16 protein-coding genes are annotated in these 19,870 nt (G+C 64.6%); 10 read left to right on the forward strand and 6 right to left on the reverse strand.

The genetic code is table 11. The features are described 5' to 3' along the window. Positions 1–3 precede the first annotated feature (3 nt). Together B4F07_RS13355 and ypfJ are read right to left on the reverse strand one after the other, a co-directional pair. A complete protein-coding gene (locus tag B4F07_RS13355) occupies positions 4–1,287 on the reverse strand; it encodes a metal-dependent hydrolase family protein (protein WP_293697384.1) in 1,284 nt (427 codons plus the stop codon). Then, on the reverse strand, positions 1,260–2,165 hold the full coding sequence (gene ypfJ / locus B4F07_RS13360; protein WP_293697382.1) for a KPN_02809 family neutral zinc metallopeptidase: 906 nt from the start codon (positions 2,163–2,165) through the stop codon (positions 1,260–1,262). The genes B4F07_RS13355 and ypfJ overlap by 28 nt, the downstream gene beginning before the upstream one ends. 151 nt (positions 2,166–2,316) lie before the next feature. Here ypfJ and B4F07_RS13365 point away from each other — a divergent pair, with 151 nt between their 5' ends. From B4F07_RS13365 to B4F07_RS13400, 8 genes are all read left to right on the forward strand, one after another. Then, complete coding sequence (locus B4F07_RS13365) at positions 2,317–3,474, forward strand: patatin-like phospholipase family protein (RefSeq protein ID WP_293697381.1); 1,158 nt, start codon at positions 2,317–2,319, stop codon at positions 3,472–3,474. Positions 3,475–3,502: 28 nt separating this feature from the next. Beyond that, entirely contained in the window at positions 3,503–4,288 is a 786-nt protein-coding gene (locus tag B4F07_RS13370) for a 3-hydroxybutyrate dehydrogenase (RefSeq protein ID WP_293697379.1), read from the forward strand. A gap of 73 nt (positions 4,289–4,361) precedes the next feature. Next, on the forward strand, positions 4,362–5,015 hold the full coding sequence (locus B4F07_RS13375) for a DUF4893 domain-containing protein (RefSeq protein WP_293697377.1): 654 nt from the start codon (positions 4,362–4,364) through the stop codon (positions 5,013–5,015). Positions 5,016–5,162: 147 nt separating this feature from the next. Then, positions 5,163–6,488, forward strand: a complete 1,326-nt coding sequence (locus B4F07_RS13380; RefSeq protein ID WP_293697375.1) for an amidohydrolase — start codon at positions 5,163–5,165, stop codon at positions 6,486–6,488. A 159-nt stretch (positions 6,489–6,647) separates the two neighbouring features. After that, positions 6,648–7,469, forward strand: a complete 822-nt coding sequence (locus B4F07_RS13385) for a helix-turn-helix domain-containing protein (RefSeq protein ID WP_293697373.1) — start codon at positions 6,648–6,650, stop codon at positions 7,467–7,469. A 584-nt stretch (positions 7,470–8,053) separates the two neighbouring features. Next, positions 8,054–8,236 carry a hypothetical protein gene (locus tag B4F07_RS13390; protein ID WP_120216033.1) on the forward strand — a complete coding sequence of 61 codons (183 nt, stop codon included), beginning with the start codon at positions 8,054–8,056 and terminating at the stop codon, positions 8,234–8,236. Positions 8,237–8,309: 73 nt separating this feature from the next. Further along, positions 8,310–9,299 carry a TerC family protein gene (locus B4F07_RS13395; RefSeq protein ID WP_293697369.1) on the forward strand — a complete coding sequence of 330 codons (990 nt, stop codon included), beginning with the start codon at positions 8,310–8,312 and terminating at the stop codon, positions 9,297–9,299. 124 nt (positions 9,300–9,423) lie between these two features. Further along, complete coding sequence (locus B4F07_RS13400; protein WP_293697367.1) at positions 9,424–10,422, forward strand: hypothetical protein; 999 nt, start codon at positions 9,424–9,426, stop codon at positions 10,420–10,422. On the opposite strand, the gene B4F07_RS13405 is transcribed toward B4F07_RS13400, so the two are convergent. Together B4F07_RS13405 and B4F07_RS13410 are read right to left on the reverse strand one after the other, a co-directional pair. Continuing rightward, positions 10,411–11,133 carry an alpha/beta fold hydrolase gene (locus B4F07_RS13405; RefSeq protein ID WP_293704854.1) on the reverse strand — a complete coding sequence of 241 codons (723 nt, stop codon included), beginning with the start codon at positions 11,131–11,133 and terminating at the stop codon, positions 10,411–10,413. The genes B4F07_RS13400 and B4F07_RS13405 overlap by 12 nt on opposite strands. A 1,363-nt stretch (positions 11,134–12,496) precedes the next feature. After that, complete coding sequence (locus B4F07_RS13410) at positions 12,497–14,089, reverse strand: isocitrate lyase (protein WP_293697363.1); 1,593 nt, start codon at positions 14,087–14,089, stop codon at positions 12,497–12,499. Between the two features lie 140 nt (positions 14,090–14,229). On the opposite strand from B4F07_RS13410, the gene B4F07_RS13415 reads away from it, so the two are divergent. Further along, positions 14,230–15,618, forward strand: a complete 1,389-nt coding sequence (locus B4F07_RS13415; RefSeq protein ID WP_293697361.1) for a helix-turn-helix domain-containing protein — start codon at positions 14,230–14,232, stop codon at positions 15,616–15,618. A 164-nt stretch (positions 15,619–15,782) separates the two neighbouring features. On the opposite strand, the gene B4F07_RS13420 is transcribed toward B4F07_RS13415, so the two are convergent. After that, a complete protein-coding gene (locus tag B4F07_RS13420; RefSeq protein ID WP_293697359.1) occupies positions 15,783–16,145 on the reverse strand; it encodes a RidA family protein in 363 nt (120 codons plus the stop codon). Positions 16,146–16,250: 105 nt separating this feature from the next. After that, on the reverse strand, positions 16,251–18,395 hold the full coding sequence (locus B4F07_RS13425) for a catalase (protein ID WP_293697357.1): 2,145 nt from the start codon (positions 18,393–18,395) through the stop codon (positions 16,251–16,253). A gap of 184 nt (positions 18,396–18,579) precedes the next feature. Here B4F07_RS13425 and B4F07_RS13430 point away from each other — a divergent pair, with 184 nt between their 5' ends. Beyond that, positions 18,580–19,869, forward strand: a complete 1,290-nt coding sequence (locus tag B4F07_RS13430) for an HD-GYP domain-containing protein (protein WP_293697355.1) — start codon at positions 18,580–18,582, stop codon at positions 19,867–19,869. Position 19,870 lies beyond the last annotated feature (1 nt).

Here is a 19,870-nt window from a genome sequence, read left to right on the forward strand (position 1 = left end):
TGGCTAGCGGACGATCGTGCCGCCCTTCATGACATGATCGATCTTCTCGAGCGCGGCAATGTCGGCGAGCGGGTCGGCCTTGACCGCGATCATATCGGCATAGCGGCCCGGCACGATGGCACCGACATCTTCGCGGCCCATCTCGACTGCGGCGCGGCCCGTGGCGGACTGGATCGCCTGCATCGGGGTCATCCCATATTTGACCATATAGCGGAATTGCCGCGCGTTGAGTCCATGCGGATAGACCCCGGCGTCGGTCGCAAAGCCGATATTGACCCCCAGTGCGACGGCGCGGCGGAAGGCGGCGCGCTGCGCGTCGGTGGTTTCACGGTTCTTGCGCAGATATTCGGCAGGCCAACCCTCCTTGGTGCCGACATTCTCGATATAATCGCCGTTGTAGATGTCCATCGCGAGCCAGGTGCCGTGCTTCTTGGCCAGTTGCAGCGTCGCCTCGTCGGCCAGGCTGGCATGTTCGATGCTGTCGACCCCGGCGTTGATCGCGTTCTGAATGCCCTCGGCACCATGGGCATGGGCGGTGACTTTTTTGCCGCGGGCGTGCGCGACCCGGACGATCGCGCGCAGCTGTTCGACGGTCAGTTCGGGGGCGCCCGGCTCGGTGCCCATCGCGAGCACTGCGCCAGTGGCAATGGTCTTGATGAAATCGGCGCCATGGTCGAGCAAATATGTCGTCTTCGCCGCAGCTTCTTCGGGCGTCGCGGCGACACCGAGGCGCAGGTCGGGAGGTAGTTCCTCGTTGGGCACCACACCGTTCAATTCGCCACCGCCCTTGGGAATGGTGAGGTAGGCGCCTGCGACCCACATCCGTGGTCCCGGCACGTCGCCGTGCTCGATCGCCTTACGGAGGGTGACGTCGGTGAGGCCGCGATAGGTGCCGACGTCGCGCACGCTGGTGAAACCCGCGTCCAGTGTGACGCGGGCGTTGCGCGCGCCGACGAGGACGGTTTCGGCGGGCGACGCCTTGATCGGTGCTGCAAGATCGGCGCTCTGGCCCAGATCGGCGAGGTGGGTGTGCAGGTCGATCAGACCGGGCAGGATGGTGAAAGCCGACCAGTCGAGCCGCGTGGCGCCAGCGGGGGTCGCGCCGCATGGCCCGACCGCCTTGATCCGCTCGGACTCGATCGTGATGCACTGGCCGGTGCGAACGTCGGCGGTGACGCCGTCGATCAACCGTCCGGCCTCGACATACAGCGTCTGCGCCGCGACGGGCGTCGCGGTGACCGCAGCCGCAAGCGCCGCGATCAGATGGCGGTGTCGAAAGCGTTGCACTGGCGCGGGTCCCCCGATTGCAGGCCGCGGCGCAGCCATGTCATGCGCTGCTCGCTGGTCCCGTGGGTAAAGCTTTCCGGCACCGGGCGTTGGCCCGCCGACCGCATCAGCGTGTCGTCGCCGATCGCATTGGCGGCGCGCATTGCTTCTTCCATATCGCCCGCCTCCATCACCGGCTGGCCCGCCGCGGTTTTGGCGCGCGCGGCCCAGACCCCGGCGTAGCAGTCGGCCTGCAATTCCATGCGGACCTGCAGCTGATTACCTTCAGCCTGCGAGGCGCGTTGCTGCGCCTGGCGGACCTGGTTCGAAATACCGCTGATCGTCTGGATATGATGGCCGACTTCATGCGCGATCACGTAAGCTTGAGCGGCATCACCCGCGGCGCCGAATTTTTGTTCGAGCTCGTTGAAGAAGCTGGTGTCGAGATAGACGCCCTGATCGGCGGGGCAATAAAATGGCCCCATGGCGGCTTGCGCTGCGCCGCACGCCGAACTGTTGCGTTCCGTGAAGAAGTTGAGCGTTGGCTTTTGATACCCGCTGACTAGCCCCTCCCACACGGTATGCGTCGACCCGAACACGTTACAGGCGAAGCGTTCCGAAGCGGTGTCGCAGGCGACGTTCGCGCCGCCGCGGCTATCCGCCATCGGATCGGCGCTACCGCCACCGCTGCTCAGCATATTGGCGCCGGGGCCGAGAAGGAAAAACGCCGCCGCACCGATCAGCAGGATGGTGCCGCAGCCCATCTTGCGCCCGAGCAGCATTGGCAGGAAGCCGATGAGCAAGCCGCCGAGGCCACCGCCACCCCCGCCAAAGCCGCCGCCCCCGCCGCGGCCGAGGTCGCGAATGTCGTCGCCGGGATCATAATCGTCGAGGCGCATATGGCCCTCCGCCGCTAAAGTGTCCGTTTCATTTCGACAGTTACAGCAGCGACGGGCAATTGGAAGGGGGTTCGCGTTGGACGAAGCCTTTGCAATGGTTTATGCTGCGACGCACCAATCTCGCTGACGCGAACCAGAGGACTCCCGTTCCATGCCACGCCGTGCCGCTCCCGCAGCGCTTCCGCTTCCCGACCTCGTCGTGCTCGTCCTGCAGGGCGGGGGCGCGCTCGGCGCGTTTCAGGCGGGCGTCTATGAAGCGATGATCGATCTGGGCATCGAGCTCGACTGGGTTGCGGGGATTTCGATCGGTGCGGTCAACGCCGCGATCATAGCGGGCAATCCGCGCGACGCTGCCGTGGGCAAGCTGCGCGAATTCTGGAACGGGGTGTCGTCGGCGATGCCGTCGCTGCCGGTCCCCGACAACGACTGGGCGCGCGAATGGGCTCATATGGCCGCAGCGGGACAGGTCATGGCGTTCGGCGTTCCTGGCTTTTTCACCCCGCGCTTCCCGCCGCCGAGCTTTGCCGAGCGGCAGACGCCCGAGGCCGTGAGCTTTTACGACACCAAGCCGCTGGTCGAGACGCTCGGCCGGCTGGTCGACTGGGAGCGGGTGAACAACGGCAATGTGCGGCTGTCGGTCGGCGCGGTGGCGGTCGAGACCGGGAATTTCCGCTATTTCGACACGAAGGTCGATACGATCGACGCGCGGCACATATTGGCGTCGGGCGCGCTGCCACCAGGGCTGCCGCCGGTCGAGATCGACGGGACATGGTATTGGGATGGCGGGCTGGTGTCGAACACTCCGCTCGAGCATGTGGTCGATGCGGCGCATGAGGATATGCTGGTGTTCCAGGTCGATCTGTTCCCCGCGCGCGGCGATCGACCGCACGACATGGAAGAGGCGTGGTCACGTGAGAAGGACATTCGCTATTCCAGCCGCACCCGGCGGATTTCGGACGGGCTGGTGCGGCGGCGCAAGGAGCATCAGTTGATCGACCGGATGTTGGCAAAACTGCCGCCCAGCATGGCCGATCTGCCGGAGGTGAAGGCGGTCAAGAGGATGGTCGATTGCAAGGCGCTCAATGTCGTCCAGCTGATCCATCAGCCGCCCAAATGGCAGACGGGCGCGCGCGATTTCGAATTTTCGCGCTCGACGATGGAGGTCAATTGGGCACTGGGTCACGAAGCGGTCGAGGCGGCGATGAAGGACGGTCATTTGCTCGCGGAAAGTATCGCCGAGGGCCGTTCGGGCAGTTTCGCGTTGCAAGCCAATATGTTGAAGCCGAAAATCGAACCCGATATCACCTGACACTTTCCCACCAAAAGGAACTTTGAACATGCGTCTGCAAGGAAAAACCGCGCTCGTCACCGGATCGACATCGGGCATCGGGCTGGGCATTGCCAAGGCGCTGGCCAGCGAGGGCGCGAATGTGATCATCAACGGGTTCGGCGAAGCCGCGGCGATCGAGGCCGAGCGCGTTGCGCTGGAGCAGCTGAGCGGCGGCAAGGCACTGTACGATGGCGCCGACCTGACCAAGGTCGATGCGATCGCCGCGATGTTCGCGCGCGCCGATGCCGATATGGGCGGGGTCGACATCCTGGTGAACAATGCCGGGACGCAGTTCGTGTCGCCGATCGAGGATTTCCCGGTCGAGAAATGGGATCTGATCCTGGCGCTGAACCTGACGTCGGCATTCCACACGATCCGCCACGCGGTGCCGGGGATGCGGAAAAAGGGGTGGGGGCGGATCATCGGCACCGCGTCGGCGCACTCGCTCGTCGCCTCGCCGTTCAAATCGGCCTATGTCGCCGCGAAGCACGGGCTGGTCGGGCTGACCAAGACCGTCGCGCTGGAAGTTGCCGACGCGGGGATCACCGCCAATTGCATCAGCCCCGGCTATGTCTGGACGCCGCTGGTCGAGGGGCAGATTCCCGACACCATGAAAGCGCGCGGGATGACGCGCGAGCAGGTGATCAACGACGTGCTGCTGGCGGGGCAGCCGACCAAGCAGTTCGTGACGGTCGAACAGGTCGCGGCGCTGGCGTCGTTCCTGACCCGCGACGAGGCGGCGAACATCACCGGCGCCAACCTGAGCGTCGATGGCGGGTGGACCGCGGCCTAATGCGCCGCGAGCCTTGAGCATTCTCCTTTGCCCTCCTAAGGTTAACGCAACCGGACCAGGGGAGAGACGGAGAATGATGGGTCGCGCCAAGGTAATTTTCGCCCTTTTGCTGGGGCTGACCGCTGGCGCGTGCCAGTCAGTACCGGTGGTGCCGGCACTGCCGCCGTCGGCCGCCGACGAGCCACCCGCGACGGGCAGCTGGCGTGCGACCGCGACCGATCAGGACAAGGCACGGCTTCGCGGCTGGTACGCTAGCTGGGAAGCGGCGCTGGCCGACGCGCGCGCCAAGGGCCATGGCGCCGACATCGACCGCGAAGGGGTGCTCCTGCAACCGATGGCGGCGCTGCCCAACGCCTATATGCCCCCGGGTGATTATCGCTGCCGCACGATCAAGGTCGGCGCCAAGGGGCTCAGCGGGCCGAGTTATTTAGCCTATGGGTGGTTCCGCTGCCGCGTGGCGACCGAACAGGGATTATCGAGCCTGACCAAGCTAACCGGGTCGCAGCGCCCCGTCGGTTTGATCTTTCCCGACAATCTGAAACGCCAGATTTTCCTTGGCACGCTCGAACTGGGCGACGAGAAGATGGCGGTCAATTATGGCAGCGACCGGATGCGCGACATGGCGGGGCTGGTCGAACGGATCGGCGACAACCGCTGGCGGCTGGTACTTCCAGCGCCGGCGTATGAATCTTTGCTCGACGTGATCGAACTGGTCCCGGCGGGCTGACGTTCGATTGAAACAATGCATATGTCCCGTTCGTGTCGAGCGAAGTCGAGACACGCTTCGGGCGCGCTACGCGGCGGGGTGTCTCGACTTCGCTCGACACGAACGGATTAGGTTCAGCTCATGAGAGTTTGGTACAGGGGAAAAACGATGCGGAAATTATGGACAGGCGCCGCGGCACTGGCGCTCACCTTGTCGGTCACCGCCCCGGCGGCGGCGCAGCAAATCGGCGGCGAAGTGCAGAAGCAGATGCCCTCGCTGATGAAGATTTACGACGATCTGCACGCCAACCCGGAACTCAGCTTCATGGAGGTGCGCTCGGCGGGCATCCTGGCGGCGGAGGCCCGCAAGCTGGGGTTTGAGGTGACCGAAAAGGTCGGCGGCACCGGCATTGTCGCGGTGATGAAGAACGGCCCGGGGCCAGTCGTGCTGGTCCGCGCCGATATGGATGGTCTGCCGGTGACCGAACAGACCGGGCTGTCCGGCGCGTCAAAGGTGCGCGTGACCACCGCAGAGGGAGTCGAGACCGGCGTCATGCACGCATGCGGCCACGACACGCATATGACCGCTTGGGTCGGCGTCGCGCGGTTGATGGCGGCGAACAAGGCGAACTGGTCGGGGACGCTGGTCATGATTGGCCAGCCCGCCGAGGAACGCGGCGCGGGCGCGCGGATGATGCTGGAGGACGGGCTTTATACCCGCTTTCCCAAACCCCAATATGCGCTGGCGTTCCACGACGCGGCGCAGTTTCCCGCCGGAGTGATCGGCTATACGCCGGGCTATGCGCTGGCCAATGTCGATAGCGTCGATATTTTGGTGAAGGGCGTCGGCGGCCATGGCGCCTATCCGCAGACGACCAAGGATCCGATCGTGCTGGCCAGCCGCATCGTATCGACGTTGCAGACCTTGGTCTCGCGCGAGATCAGCCCGCTCGACAGCGCGGTCGTGACCGTGGGCAGCTTCCACGCCGGGGCGAAGCATAATATCATCTCGGACGAGGCGCGTTTGCAGTTGACCGTACGCAGCTATTCGGACGAGGTTCGCAACCACCTGCTCGACGGCATCGCACGGATCGCGAAGGGCGAAGCGATTGCGGCGGGGCTTCCCGAGGACAAGATGCCGGTGGTGACCGTCGCCAAGGACGAGTTCACCCCTTCGACCTTCAACACCCCCGATTTCACCGAAGAAATGGCGGCGTTCTTGAAAACCAGCTTTGGCGACAAGCGCGTCGTGCAGGTGCCCCCGGTGATGGGCGGGGAAGATTTCGGCCGTTTCGCGCGCGAGGACAAGGACATCAAAAGCCTGATCATCTGGGTCGGCGGCGTCCCGCAGGCCGAATATGATGCGGCGAAAAAGGAGGGCCGGACCCTGCCGAGCCTGCACTCCCCCTTCTGGGCGCCCGACGCCCCCGCAGTGATCGCGACGGCGACCGAGGCGCTGACGGCGATGACGATGAAGTTGATGGGGCAGAAGTAGCGATAGACGCGAAACCCGGCGGAGGGAGGGCACCGACAGCAGGGACGCGAGCCGGGAAGTCTCCATCGCCCCATTCTCTCTTCGCCCGAACTGGCCGCGCTGCCATTTCCCAAATAAATTGGGATGGACCTGCCCGTGAGGCTGTGGTGAGCAAAAGACATGTCTGCTAATGAATCTGCTCTCGGTCTGACCGAATGTCTCACTGACAGGGAAATGGAAGTTCTGCGCCTGTTGGTCGCAGGGCATACGGTTAAGACAATCGCAGCGCGACTAGGCCGCTCGGAAACTTCGATTAACGAGCGTCTGCGCGCTGCCCGTCGTAAAACGGGCGTCGGCAGCAGCCGCGAACTGGCGCGCCTTTTGGACCCCCAAAAAACTTGTGACGAAAAAATCGATCTTCCGAGACAGGCCATCAGGGTGAAAAACCTGGGGCATGCCGCAACCATTGGGGTTCGCGGTTCGAAAGGAATGATCGTCATGCTCATCGCAATACCTATGATCGCCGCCGGCATCATGGTCACAGCCCCTTCCACCGATCAGGTCGGAATACCCTCCGCCGTTTACAGCGCAGCGTCCAAGCCGTTGCCGCTGGTTGGAAGCTGGTCGCTGGACGCGTCGCTGATGCCAGCGAAGGAGCGACCGCAACGGGTAACTATGACTTTTCGCGCGTCGCCGGACGGGAAATGGACAACGCTCGTCGAAATCATCGCGCCAGATGGCTCCAGCAGGCACGCAGAATCCACGGCCAGGCTTGATGGCGTCCCTGTGCCAATCAGCGGCAATATGGATTTCATCGACACCGTTGCCCTGCGTCAGCCGGCGCCGGACACATTGGTCATGACATTGGGCAAGGCCGGCACCCGGGTGTCGACGCGGGTCTACACCGTTGCCAAAGATCTGAAGTCCATGACAGAGACGATCGTTTGGTCCAGTGACAATCGTCAGAAATTGGAGACCACGCAGTTCAATCGAATCGATTGATCGCGAGCGAGTTTCAACCGCGGTACAACTCAGCGCCAGCATAGCAACTGTCTAGGGTCAGGTTCGCTTGGGCCGGGCGGGGATGACGAAGATACCCCCTCTCACGCCAAATGACCCCCGCAAAACTGTAGACAGCGCGCGCCGACAATGCCCCTCCCAACTTTGGCCCCCAGGGCTTGACCCCCTGGGGGCCGCTTTGTCTTTCCGTTCCCGTCGTGGTTAGCGGGCCCTCGGATCAAGACCGAGGCGACGAAACGAGGAAGGCCGCCCTCGTTTCGTCGCCTCGGTCTTTATCCGGGGTCCCGCTCTAATGTTTAGTTGGTCGCCCCGGTGCATGCGGTGCCGACGGCGCCGTGCCGCACAGAATTCGCGCCAATATGACATCGCCGGTCTTGAAACCGTCACATGCCCCACCTAGATCGGTCTCGTGCGGGCCGGGCCCCTCTGGCGTCGGCGGGATTTTTCCCGCCACGTGATGTCGGACCGCATCGGGTGACACCGATGCTCTGGGCCTACCTCCCCCCTTAAACCCGGGTCCGGCATCGGCGTCACCTGCTTGATTTTCAATCAGGAGGCCCAAGTTCATGACGCTTAATCCCAATCTTTATCGGCTGACCCTGCTGCATCGCCAGCTGGACGAGGCGGCGCGGCGCGAAGCGCGGCGGCGCGGCGCCGATCCATTCCGGCTACTGCGGCTGAAAACGCTGAAGCTCGCGGTCAAGCGGCGGCTGGCGGCGCTGTCGCTGCGTCCGGCGCTCGCACGCTAAATCCTTCTAATCGAGACCGGAAGCGTCGTCCCGCCGGGACGGCGCCTTCTGGCGTACACCAGGGATCATCACCATGGAATTTCTGTTTGCCGACTGGCTGGGCACCCCGGCCTGGTTCTGGCTGGCCTTTATCGCGCTGGTCGTGGCGCTCACCGCCTTTGACCTTGGCATCCTGAACAAGGAAAACAAGGAGATGGGGATCGGCGAGAGCCTGAAGCTCTCGGCGCTCTACATCGGTATCGCGATGGCGTTCGGCGCCTGGGTCTGGGCCGCGAAAGGCGGCGAGGCGGGGCTGCAGTACTATACCGGCTTTTTCATCGAAAAAGCGCTGTCGATCGACAACATTTTTGTCATCTCGCTGATCTTCGCCACCTTCGCGATTCCACCGCGCTACCAATATCGCGCGCTGCTCTGGGGCATTGTCGCGGTGATCGTGCTGCGCGGCATCATGATCGCGGGCGGCGCGGCGCTGGTCACCGAATATGAATGGCTGCTCTATGTGTTCGCCGCCTTTCTGGTAATCACGGGCATCAAGATGCTGTTCGCGGGTGACAAGCCGATGGACGTCGCGGGCAACCCGGTGGTCAAATGGTTGTCGCGCCACATCCCGATCACCAACGAGCTGCATGGCGAGAAATTCTTCGTGCGGGTTCCCGACAGCAAAACCGGCAAGCTGGTGCTGGCGGCAACGCCCTTGTTCCTCGCGCTGGTCGTGATCAACCTCGCCGATCTGGTGTTCGCGGTTGACAGCGTCCCGGCGATTTTTGCGATCACCACCGACACGTTCATCGTCTATACGTCGAACATCATGGCGATCCTTGGCCTGCGCGCGCTCTATTTCGCGCTGTCGGCGATGGTGCATCGTTTCCATTACCTGAAATATGCGCTCGCGCTGGTGCTGGTGTTCATAGGTTCGAAGATCTTCGTCGCCGATTTCATTCTGGGCGGCGACAAATTTCCGCCGCTGGTCAGCCTGGGCGTGACGGTCGCGCTGATCGCGGGCGGGATTATCTGGTCGCTGGTCAAGACGCGCAAAGAGGAGGCCGCACCGATCGTCCCGTGATGGCACGGCCCCGCGGATCGCGCGCCGTCCTCACCCCCCAGATGGGGATGGGGGCGGCGTGGATCTGCCCGTAAGTGCAGCGGCATAACCCGCCGGGGGGCTGGGATATGACGGGGCAAGGGGCATGATGATTTCGCGGCGACAGGCGATGGGGACGGGTGTGGCGGCGCTGGCGGCGGTATCGCTGCCGCGTTGGGCCGAAGCGAAGGACAAGGCGAAGCCGCCGGTCGAAATCAAGCGCCCTGAGCTGCTCACCGGGCTGTCGCAAGTTGGCATTTTCGCCTTCACCGTCGCGTTCCTGACCGAGCGCAAGGCGTCGGCGAAGGCGGGCGGCGGGCTGCTCGGCGGCGGGTTCGGCGGCAAATCCACCGCGCGAAGCGCGCTGGTCGGCGTGAGTGACAGCGATTTTCAGGCGGCGACCGACGCGGCTTATGCCCATTTTTCGGAGCAGCTGGCCGCGGCGGGGATCACGTCAGTCGATTATGCGTCGGTGGCGGCGCATCATGACAGCAATTTCAAGCTGCTGGAAAATGGCCATGAGCGCGACCTGCTCGAAAGCCGCAACGCCAGCGGCAAGGCGCGGCTGTTCGGCCCGGCTGCGATCGGCGCGCCGATTCAGTTGCAGGAATGGGGCGATGCGCTGACCGGCGGCGGGTTCAATTTTGCGCGCCACATGATCTTCGCGTCGCAGTCGGCGAAGGCGTTTGCGAAGGCGAGTGGCGTTCCCGCGATTGCGGCGCTGCTCGTCGTCGATTTTGCCGATGCCGAAACCTATGGCGGGGCGTTTCGCAACAGCTCGGCAGTCAAGGTCGACTCGAACCTGGCAATCATGGGCGAACGCAGCCGGATCGAGATCTTTGCGCCGAACGGCAAGACCGGACGCATCGCACTGGGCGACGATGTCGCGACGAGTGGTGATTTCGGCAGCTTCGACGATAGCACTAGCGGCGGGCACAAGGCGGCCGAGACCGTCGCCAATGTCATTGGCTTGCTGGGCGGCATCGGCAGCAACAAATCGCGGCGCTATACGATGACGGCCGATCCTGCGCGGTGGCGCAGCGGACTGGACGAGCTCTCTCGAGAGGCGCTGACACGGCTGGTTCAGCCGCTGTCAACGCGCTGATTGCCGCGGCTTTCGCGAGCTCTGCGACCCTTCGTCGAGGGCTGCGGCAATCAGCTCTGGATGCTGGAGGTGGAGCAGACGACCCGCGCCGGCGATCCGATGCGCGGCCGTACCGGGCCATGCCGCGAGCAGGCGCGGCCAGGCGTCGTCGGGGCGATACAGCGCATCCTCGTCGCCCGACAGGATGGTGATGAACCGGCCGTCGGATAGCGGCGGCGGCTCGCTGCGCGGTTCGACGTCGCCGACGGCTTCGAGCCCGACGCCGCCCTGAATTGCGGCGAGACGGGTGGCGTAAACATAGGCGCGGCGGATGTCGGGGTCGGCAAAGAGGCGCTGGTCGGCGGCGCTGCTGCCGAAAAAGCGCATTGCGATGCGCTCGATCACGCTGTCGGACAGGTGGCTGGCGAGATAGCGGGTGAGCGGGCGGACGAGCCGCGGCACATGATAGAAGATGCGTTTGTACCGCCCCGCGAGCCCGGCCATCCGCGCGTCAGCGGCAGGCGGCGGCTCGGGATTGAGCACGACCGCGCGCGCGATCCGCTCGCGATGATGGGCGGCAAGATGCGCGAACAGGATCGTGCCACCGCGCGCGATGATATGACAGCGCGCCGCGCCCAGGCGGTCGGCAACGTCGAGCACGTCGCGAATTTCGTGGTCCAGATAATCGCCGTCAACCATGTCGGTCAGGCCGTAACCGGGCCGGTCGATCATCACCGGGCGCAGCCCCAATTCCTGCAACCGCGCGACGTAGGAGCGCGGGACATAACGGCTGGGGGNNGGGGGACATAACGGCTGGTCGTCGCAGTGTGGAAGTGGATGGCGGGGATGCGGTCGCGCGGGCCATAGTCGGCAAAGGCGATGCGTCCGGCGCGCCCGCGACGCTGGATGAGGCGCAGCGGTTCGCTCGCCGCCGAGAGGTCGGTGGCACCGATATTAGACGCGGCGAGCAGGCGCGCCGCGATGCCAAGCTGCGCCGCCACGACCGACAGGCCGACCGCCGACTGGACGCCGACCAGCTGGAACAGGATCTTGAGTTCGGCCTTGACCGTCTCGCGGCCGAGCCCGAGCTGCCGCGCAGCTTCGTCGCGCGTCGAGCCGAGCGCGATCAGCCGCGCGAGCGCGACCTGCCGGTCGGACAGGCCGATCGCCTGTTGCAAATGATCGCCGAGTTCGAGCGGCTGGGGATCATCAATTGCATCCAGCTGCAAGGCGGTGGCGACGAGCGCGCCCTGCCGGGCAAAACCACTTTTCGCGAGCGCCGCCTTGATCGCCCCGCGCGCAGTTTCGTAGGTAATCGCTTCGCTCGTCGCTGCATCGCGCAGATCGCCGGTGCGGGCCAGCGCGGCGAGCAGGTGGTTTTCGCGCGGGGTGAGGGCGAGCATCCGGCCCGCGCGGACGAGCCCTGCGCTGCCCGGGAGCATTGCGCGATGCACCAGCACGATATGCGCCGCGCTGGTACCCGGCTGGCGGCGCTGCCATTCGGCGGCGGGGGGCCAGCGCGCAGCCTGCTGCTGCGGAACGGTCAGCACGACAAGCGGTGGGCCGTGGTCCTGCGCGACAAATGACAGGGCGGGATGGTCGCCCGGCTGCACCAGCTCGCCATGGGCAACCGCGTCGGTCAGCGCGGCGCAATCCGTGAGTAACGGATCGGCGCTGATCCACCCGCCATTTGCCGAAAGTCCGCCGACCGCCCAAGCTTCGTTCAGGACCGCGGCGGGGGTCGGTACGCCGTCGGACAGCCCCGACGCTCGGCGCTCGCTGCCGGTCCAGCGCGCGAGCGCATCGATCAACGCATCGGGCGCGTCGCTCAGCAACGGCTCGGCGGCAGCGGATGTCGGGGCCAGGGATCGCGCGGACATGCAGCGATATGCCTTTATCTTTCCGCGCGTTGCAACCCGGGCGATCGCGAGGCGCGGGCTTATGACGAAAATGTCCGCCGGAGGCCTTGCGGCTTCCGACGGACAGGCTTTCCTCCCCAGGAAAGCTCGGGAGGCGCGGGACGCGTGTGCAAGGCGTCCCGCGCCAAGAGGGGTGGCGCGAGCGGGTGCAACGGGCCGCTCGCGCCGAACGCGTATCAGGCGGCGAACTGGTTCATCGTGTTGTCTTTGCCAGCCGCCTTGAGCGCGGCTTCGCCGGCGAAATATTCCTTGTGGTCGTCGCCGATGTCGCTGCCCGACATATTCTGGTGTTTCACGCAGGCGATGCCCTGGCGGATTTCGGCGCGCTGGACACCCTTGACGTAACCCAGCATCGCTTCGTCGCCGAAATACTCCTTGGCGAGATTGTCGGTCGATAGTGCCGCGGTGTGATAGGTCGGCAGCGTGATCAGGTGGTGGAAAATGCCTGCCCGCTTCGCCGAATCGCGCTGGAAGGTGCGGATACGGTTGTCGGCTTCGTCGCCCAGCGGCGTGCCGTCATAATCGACGCTCATCAGCTTGGCGCGGTCATAGGCGCTGACGTCCTGACCGTCCTTCTCCCACGCATCGAACACCTGCTGGCGGAAGTTCAGCGTCCAGTTGAAGCTGGGCGAATTGTTATACGCGAGCTTTGCATTGGGGACGACTTCGCGGATGCGGTCGACCATGCCGGCGATCTGTTCGATGTGCGGCTTTTCGGTCTCGATCCAGAGCAGGTCGGCGCCATTCTTTAGAGAAGCGATGCAGTCCATGACGCAGCGGTCCTCGCCGGTGCCGGGGCGGAACTGATAGAGGTTTGAGGGCAGGCGCTTCGGGCGCATCAGCTTGCCGTCGCGGTTGATCAGGACGTCGCCGGGGTTGCCCGCGCCGTTGACCTCTTCGCAATCGAGGAAGCTGTTATACTGGTCACCGAGGTCGCCCGGCTCCTTGGAGAATGCGATCTGCTTGGTCAGGCCCGCGCCGAGGCTGTCGGTGCGCGTGACGATGATGCCATCCTCGACGCCGAGTTCCATGAAGGCGTAGCGACAGGCGCGGATCTTCGCGATGAAATCCTCGTGCGGCACGGTGACCTTGCCGTCCTGGTGACCGCACTGCTTTTCGTCCGAGACCTGATTTTCGATCTGCAGCGCGCAGGCGCCGGCCTCGATCATCTTCTTGGCGAGGAGGTACGTCGCCTCGGCGTTGCCGAAGCCCGCGTCGATGTCGGCAATGATCGGCACGACGTGTGTTTCGTGATTGTCGATGCTCGCCTGAATCTGCTTGGCCTTCAGCTCGTCGCCCTCGGCGCGCGCGGCGTCGAGTTCGCGGAACAGGCCGCCAAGCTCGCGGGCGTCGGCCTGACGCAGGAAGGTGTAGATTTCCTCGATCAGCGCCGGAACGCTGGTCTTTTCATGCATCGACTGGTCGGGCAGCGGCCCGAATTCGCTGCGCAGCGCGGCGATCATCCAGCCCGACAGATAGATGTAGCGGCCTTTGACGGTGCCGAAATGCTTCTTGATCGAGATCATCTTCTGCTGCGCGATGAAACCGTGCCAGCAGCCCAAGGACTGGGTGTAGTTGGCGGGGTCGGCGTCATAGGCCGCCATGTCGGCGCGCATGATGCGGGCGGTGTAGCGGGCGACGTCGAGGCCGGTGCGAAACTTGTTCTGGGCGCGCATGCGGGCGACGCTTTCGCCGCTGATGCCGTCCCATGTGCCGTCGTAGTCGCGGATGAGGCGGCCTGCCTGTGCCATGTCTTCCTGATAACCCATCGTCTTTGTCCTTGAGAGGAGGTGATGGGTGAATGTTGGCGAAGGTGCCGCGGAAAGTGAAAAGCTTTGTCAATAATAATTGTGAATTATGGCCTATCGGTGTAAATTGGCATGTAAATCAGTAAAGAAAGTTACAAACGATGACGGAGCGGCGGGTGTTTGCGGGGCCGGCGGTCCGCAAGGTGCGGCGCGAGGCGGGGATGACGCAGGCGGCGATGGCCGAGGCGCTGGATATTTCGCCAAGCTACCTCAACCTGATCGAGCATGGCCAGCGGCCGCTCAGCGCCACGGTGATCGTCAAGCTGGCCGAGCGGTTCGGGTTCGACGCCGCGACGCTGGGCGTCGATGCGGTGCCGGGCGGTGCGGCAGGGCTGCGGCGCCGCTTGTCTGATGCGCGCTTTGCCGATCTGGGGATCGGCGCGCAGGAGGTGGAGGAATGGTTGCAAACCGCACCGACGACCGCGGCGGCCTTTGCGCGGCTGTTCGATGCGGCGCCCGAAGCTGGCGCAGCTTTACAGGAAGAAGCGCCCGAAGTTGCCGCGGTGCGCCGCGCGATCGAGAAATGGCGCAACCATTTCGCCGATCTGGATGCGAAGGCGGAGGAACTGGCCGACGAACTGCGGCTGGCGGGCGGCGACCTGTATGGTACGATTTCCGAGCGTTTGCGCACCCGGCACCAGCTGGGAATCCGGATCTTGCCGAGTGATGTGATGCCCGATCGGCTGCGCTGGCTCGACTGGCACGCGCGGCAACTTATGCTGAGCGAATTGTTGCGCCCCGCGTCGCGTACCTTTCAGGCCGCGGCGACGCTGGCGCAGATCGAGGCGAAGGGCGAGATCGACGCGCTGGTCGCGGGCGCGGAATTTGCCGAGAGCGCGGCGGCGCGGCTGTTCGAGCGGCATCTGGTGCATTATTTCGCCGCGGCCTTGATGATGCCGTACAGCCGCTTCCTGCGCGCGTGCGACGCGACGGGATACGACCTGCTGCTGCTCCAGCGGCGGTTCGGGGCCGGGTATGAGCAGGTCGCACACCGGCTGACGACGCTCCAGCGCGTCGGCGCGCGCGGGTTGCCCTTCTTCATGCTGCGCATCGACCGCGCGGGGCAGGGGAGCAAACGCTATGCCGGGGCGAGCCAGTCGCCGCTGGTAGATGGCGACACGCGCTGCCCGCTGTGGGGCGTCCACGAAGCCTTTGCGCGCCCCGGCGAAGTGATCGCCGATCTGGTCGAGCTGGAGGACGGGTCGCGCTGGTTCACGCAATCGCGCAGCGTTGCTGCGCCGGGCGCGACCGGCAGCGGGACGCCGGCGCGCTTTGCGGTGTGCGTCGGGGTCGATGCCAAGGTCGCGGCGCCTTTGATCGCGGCGCGCGGCATCGACCTGATGCGCGAGCGTGCGACCCCAATCGGGCTGGGCTGCCGCCGCTGTACGCGCACCGGCTGCGTCCAGCGGTCGATGCCGCCGCTGGGTCGTCCTTTGCGGTTCCGGGATGGCGAGCGCGGCGTGTCGGCGTTTGATTTTGCGGGGGATTGAGGGCGGCGCCGCCGCTTAGGGTTCAAGTTATGATTTTCCGCGTCATCCCGGCGAAGGCCGGGATCTCGCCGTTGCGCACTTACGATAGGGTGAGATCCCCGCCTTCGCCGGGATGACGAAATAGAAACGAACCTTGAGTGGCGACAGATAGGCCGCTTCCCAAATCAAGCCAGCGCGATTGCCTCGATTTCGATCCGGAAACCAAAGTGCAGCGGCCCCGTTGGCACCACGCTCCGTGCCGGACGCGCGGCGCCGAAAAATTGGCCGTAGACTTCGTCGAGTTCGGGCCAGTCGGCCATGTCGCTGAGATAGACCGTCGTCTTGACCACCTGCGCCAAATCGGCACCGGCATCGCTCAGGACCGACTGCAAATTGGCGAGGGCCTGCCGCGCCTGTTCCTTGAACGGCGCACCGGCCAGCGACGTGTCGCGGCCCGGTCGCAGCGGCAGCTGGCCCGATGTGAAGATCAGGCCAGCGCCGCGCGTGAAGGGCGAATAATGCGGGGCGCGCTGCGTTTGCGACGTCATATGTTGGGCTCCAGACTTGATCGGACTCGTTGCCCGCGGATGCGGGGAATATCGCACGCGCGGGGCGTGCGATATTCCCAATCGTCCTGCGCGCCCGATTTACCGTCAGGCCAGATCGCGCACCTTCGCTTCGCGCGCCCAATGGCGGCGGGTGCCGACTTTCGCAAACCCGTCTAGCGTCACGACGCCGCCGTCCTTTTCCACGCCTGCCTTGTCGAGCAGGATCTGGGTCGCCTCGTCGTGCGCGATCGTCTTGCAATGGCCAAAGGCGTCCATGAACCACTGCACCGCGGCACCCTGTTTCGACAGCGTCTCGGCCTGATCGTCGGTAAGGATCGACGCGACCGCGTCGAACAAGACCGAGGGCGATCCGGCGAGCTGGCCGTCGGCCTTGAGCGTGCCGCCCTTGACCTTGATGCCGCCAACCTTGGGCGCGACGAGGAAAGCGGTGCCGCCCGCCTTTTCGATCGTGGCTTTCAGCGCGTCGATCGCGGCCTTGTCGGATCCTTCGGCGAACAGGATGGCGACCTTGCGGCCCTCCATCGTGTCATCGGCGTTCTTCTGGATCGACAGCGCGTCGGAGGGTTTGAGATCGACCGGCGCGCGCGCCGCCTTTTCCTTGGCCGGCAGGTCGATCGCGAGGCCGTCGGCAACGCGCTTGGCCAGGTCTTCGTTGATGTTGCGCAGCTGACCGACGACGCGGACGCGGACGTGATCGAGCATGACCTTCGACAGTTCGAAGACCAGCGCCGAGGCGATATGCGCCTGCTCATTTTCGGTCTGCGACAGGTAGAACATCCGCGCCTGGCTGAAGTGATCGGCGAAGAGTTCGGCGCGGATACGCAGTTTCTGGGCCGGGTCATTGCGTTCGTCATTGGTGGTGAAGGTGCTGAAGCCCGTTGCGGGGCTGGGCCGCGGACCGCCGTTCTCGCCCGCTTCGGCCAGGCTGTTGGGCTCGTAATTGGCGCGCCCGGTCGGGACGAGTGTCTGCATCATCCCGTCGCGCTGGAAATTGTGGAACGGGCATTTGGGCGCGTTGACCGGGATCTGATGGAAATTGGTCGTCCCCAGCCGCGACTTTTGCGTGTCGAGATAGGAGAACAGCCGTCCCTGCAACAGCGGATCGTTGCTGAAGTCGATGCCGGGGATGATGTTCGACGGCAAGAAGGCGACCTGTTCGGTTTCGGCGAAGAAATTGTCGACGTTGCGGTTGAGCGTCATGCGGCCGACGATCTCGACCGGCACGTCCTCTTCGGGGATCAGTTTGGTCGCATCGAGCACGTCATAAGGCTGCTTGGCGGCAAAGGCCTGGTCGAAGACCTGCACGCCGAGATCCCACGCCGGGAAGTCGCCCGCGTCGATCGCTTCGAACAGGTCGCGGCGGTGGAAATCGGGATCGGCACCGGCGATCTTGACCGCTTCGTCCCATGTCGTCGACTGGATGCCGAGCACGGGCTTCCAGTGGAATTTGACAAATTTCCCGTCGCCCTTTTCATTGACGAAGCGGAAGGTGTGAACGCCGAATCCTTCGATCATGCGCAGGCTGCGCGGGATCGTGCGGTCGGACATCGCCCACATGATCATATGCATCGCCTCTGGCATCAGGCCGATGAAGTCCCAGAAGGTGTCGTGCGCGCTGGCAGCCTGCGGATAGCCGCGGTCGGCCTCCATCTTGACGCTGTGGACGAGGTCGGGGAATTTCATCGCATCCTGGATGAAGAAGACCGGAATGTTGTTGCCGACGAGATCCCAATTGCCGCTGTCGGTGTAGAGCTTGACCGCAAAGCCGCGTACGTCGCGCGGGGTGTCGACCGACCCGGCGCCACCGGCGACGGTCGAGAAGCGGACGAAGACGGGGCAGCTTGCGCCCTCGGTCTGGAAAATCGACGCCTTGGTCAGGCCGGGGATCGCCTTGGTACATTCGAACACGCCGTGCGCACCCGAGCCGCGCGCGTGGACGATCCGCTCGGGGATCCGTTCATGGTCGAAATGGAAGATTTTTTCGCGGAGGACGAAATCCTCGAGCAAGGTCGGCCCGCGTTCGCCGGCGCGCAGCGAATTCTGGTTGTCGGAAATGCGATGGCCGAAATTATCGGTGAGAAACGCGGCGGGGTCGGCGCCGTCGGAGGCGGTTTGATGACGCTCGCCGCCATTGCCTTGTTCGGTCGCGAAAGCTGGCTGTCCGGCGCCGGGCTGATGGCCGTGCAACTGGTTGTCGGTGGCCGGCGAGGGGGCAGGCTTTTTGGGCATGGGTCGTTCCTTCCGCCGCGGAAGGCGACACCCTAACAACCCGCCGCTTCGGGGGCGGTTGCATCAGCGGTCGGCAAAGTTTGCATGGGTCGTCGTGCACGGTGACGCTCCAGCTAAAACATGATCCATTTCGGTCGTTAATCGAATGTCGGAGCCGTAAGAGGTTCCGCACAGGACTGGACCCATGTTGCTTCATCTCAAACCCGAACAGGTCGAAATCGGCATGTTCGTCGACGGGTTCGACGGGCGCTGGATCGATCATCCGTTCTGGCGCAGCCGGTTTCTGGTGGAAACGGCGGAGCAACTGGCGCGCATCCGACAGTCCGAGGTGAAGGCGGTGATCGTCGATCGCCGCCGCAGCCGGATGGCGGCAGGCGTTGGTGACGCCGCCCTTGCCAATGATCGCCGCAAAGCGGCGGATGGCATGGCGCCGCCGTATCGCGGGGTCGAACGGCGCCGCACAAAGATTTTTGCACCGCCGCCGCGCGCGCGTCCGGTGCGTGCCGCCACCTATGCGCAGGAACGCCGCCGGGCGGCGCGGGTGATCGACAAGTCACGGCGCGCGGTGATCGACCTGTTTGGATCGGCGCGGATGGGCCGCGCCGTCGATGGCAGCAAGATTGCCCCGCTGGCCGAAGCAATCGGGGATTCGATCGCGCGTCATTCGCGGGCGCTGATCAATTTGGTCCGGCTGAAGCAGAAGGACGAATATACCTATCTCCATTCGGTTGCGGTGTGTGCGCTGATGATCAATTTTGCCCGCCACCTGAAGCTGGATGAGGCCAAAGTGCAGGCGCTGGGGGTCGCCGGGCTGCTCCACGATGTCGGCAAGGTCGCGATTGCCGACGATGTGCTACTGAAGCCCGGCAAGCTGACGCTGCGCGAGCGGACGTCGGTCGAGGGGCATCCGCTGGCGGGGCATGCGTTGCTGGCGCAATCGTCAGACATTCCGGCGGCGGCGCTCGAGGTGTGCCTGCGCCACCATGAAAAGATGGACGGGTCGGGCTATCCCGATGGGCTGGGAGATGGCGAGCTGTCGCTCTATGCACGGATGGGGGCGATCTGCGACGTCTATGACGCCGTGACGTCCGACCGGCCATACAAGGCGGCGTGGTCGCCGTGCGAGGCGCTGACGGCGATGCAAAGCTGGACGGGACATTTCGATCCGCAGTTGTTGGACCGATTTGCCGACAGCCTGGAGATTTTCCCCGTTGGCACTTTGGTCACGCTGTCGAACGGGATGCTGGGCATCGTGACCGGTAGCGCAGGCGAAAGCGGCGACGCGATCGCGGTGCGGGTGTTTTTCGATTGCGATATGCTGGCCGAATGTCCGCCGTTCGACTGCGAAATCGGGCCAATGAGGCGCGAGCCGCGGATCATCGGTCGTGCCAGCCACAAATTCTGGCGCTTCGACGATTGGGACGCGATGGTGGCGCGGGTACTGTCAGCGGATACCGGGGCCGCGACCCGCTAAA

The organism is Sphingopyxis sp. UBA6723 (assembly GCF_002454115.1).
Classification (GTDB): domain Bacteria; phylum Pseudomonadota; class Alphaproteobacteria; order Sphingomonadales; family Sphingomonadaceae; genus Sphingopyxis.

Coding starts and splice junctions, on each gene's coding strand:
- B4F07_RS13380 (WP_293697375.1), top strand. CDS start 5,163: ATGCGGAAATTATGGACAGGCGCCGCGGCACTGGCGCTCACCTTGTCG.
- B4F07_RS13390 (WP_120216033.1), top strand. CDS start 8,054: ATGACGCTTAATCCCAATCTTTATCGGCTGACCCTGCTGCATCGCCAG.
- B4F07_RS13410 (WP_293697363.1), bottom strand. CDS start 14,089: ATGGGTTATCAGGAAGACATGGCACAGGCAGGCCGCCTCATCCGCGAC.
- B4F07_RS13395 (WP_293697369.1), top strand. CDS start 8,310: ATGGAATTTCTGTTTGCCGACTGGCTGGGCACCCCGGCCTGGTTCTGG.
- B4F07_RS13415 (WP_293697361.1), top strand. CDS start 14,230: ATGACGGAGCGGCGGGTGTTTGCGGGGCCGGCGGTCCGCAAGGTGCGG.
- B4F07_RS13400 (WP_293697367.1), top strand. CDS start 9,424: ATGATGATTTCGCGGCGACAGGCGATGGGGACGGGTGTGGCGGCGCTG.
- B4F07_RS13370 (WP_293697379.1), top strand. CDS start 3,503: ATGCGTCTGCAAGGAAAAACCGCGCTCGTCACCGGATCGACATCGGGC.
- B4F07_RS13385 (WP_293697373.1), top strand. CDS start 6,648: ATGTCTGCTAATGAATCTGCTCTCGGTCTGACCGAATGTCTCACTGAC.
- B4F07_RS13430 (WP_293697355.1), top strand. CDS start 18,580: ATGTTGCTTCATCTCAAACCCGAACAGGTCGAAATCGGCATGTTCGTC.
- B4F07_RS13420 (WP_293697359.1), bottom strand. CDS start 16,145: ATGACGTCGCAAACGCAGCGCGCCCCGCATTATTCGCCCTTCACGCGC.
- B4F07_RS13425 (WP_293697357.1), bottom strand. CDS start 18,395: ATGCCCAAAAAGCCTGCCCCCTCGCCGGCCACCGACAACCAGTTGCAC.
- B4F07_RS13375 (WP_293697377.1), top strand. CDS start 4,362: ATGATGGGTCGCGCCAAGGTAATTTTCGCCCTTTTGCTGGGGCTGACC.
- ypfJ (WP_293697382.1), bottom strand. CDS start 2,165: ATGCGCCTCGACGATTATGATCCCGGCGACGACATTCGCGACCTCGGC.
- B4F07_RS13365 (WP_293697381.1), top strand. CDS start 2,317: ATGCCACGCCGTGCCGCTCCCGCAGCGCTTCCGCTTCCCGACCTCGTC.
- B4F07_RS13405 (WP_293704854.1), bottom strand. CDS start 11,133: ATGATCGACCGGCCCGGTTACGGCCTGACCGACATGGTTGACGGCGAT.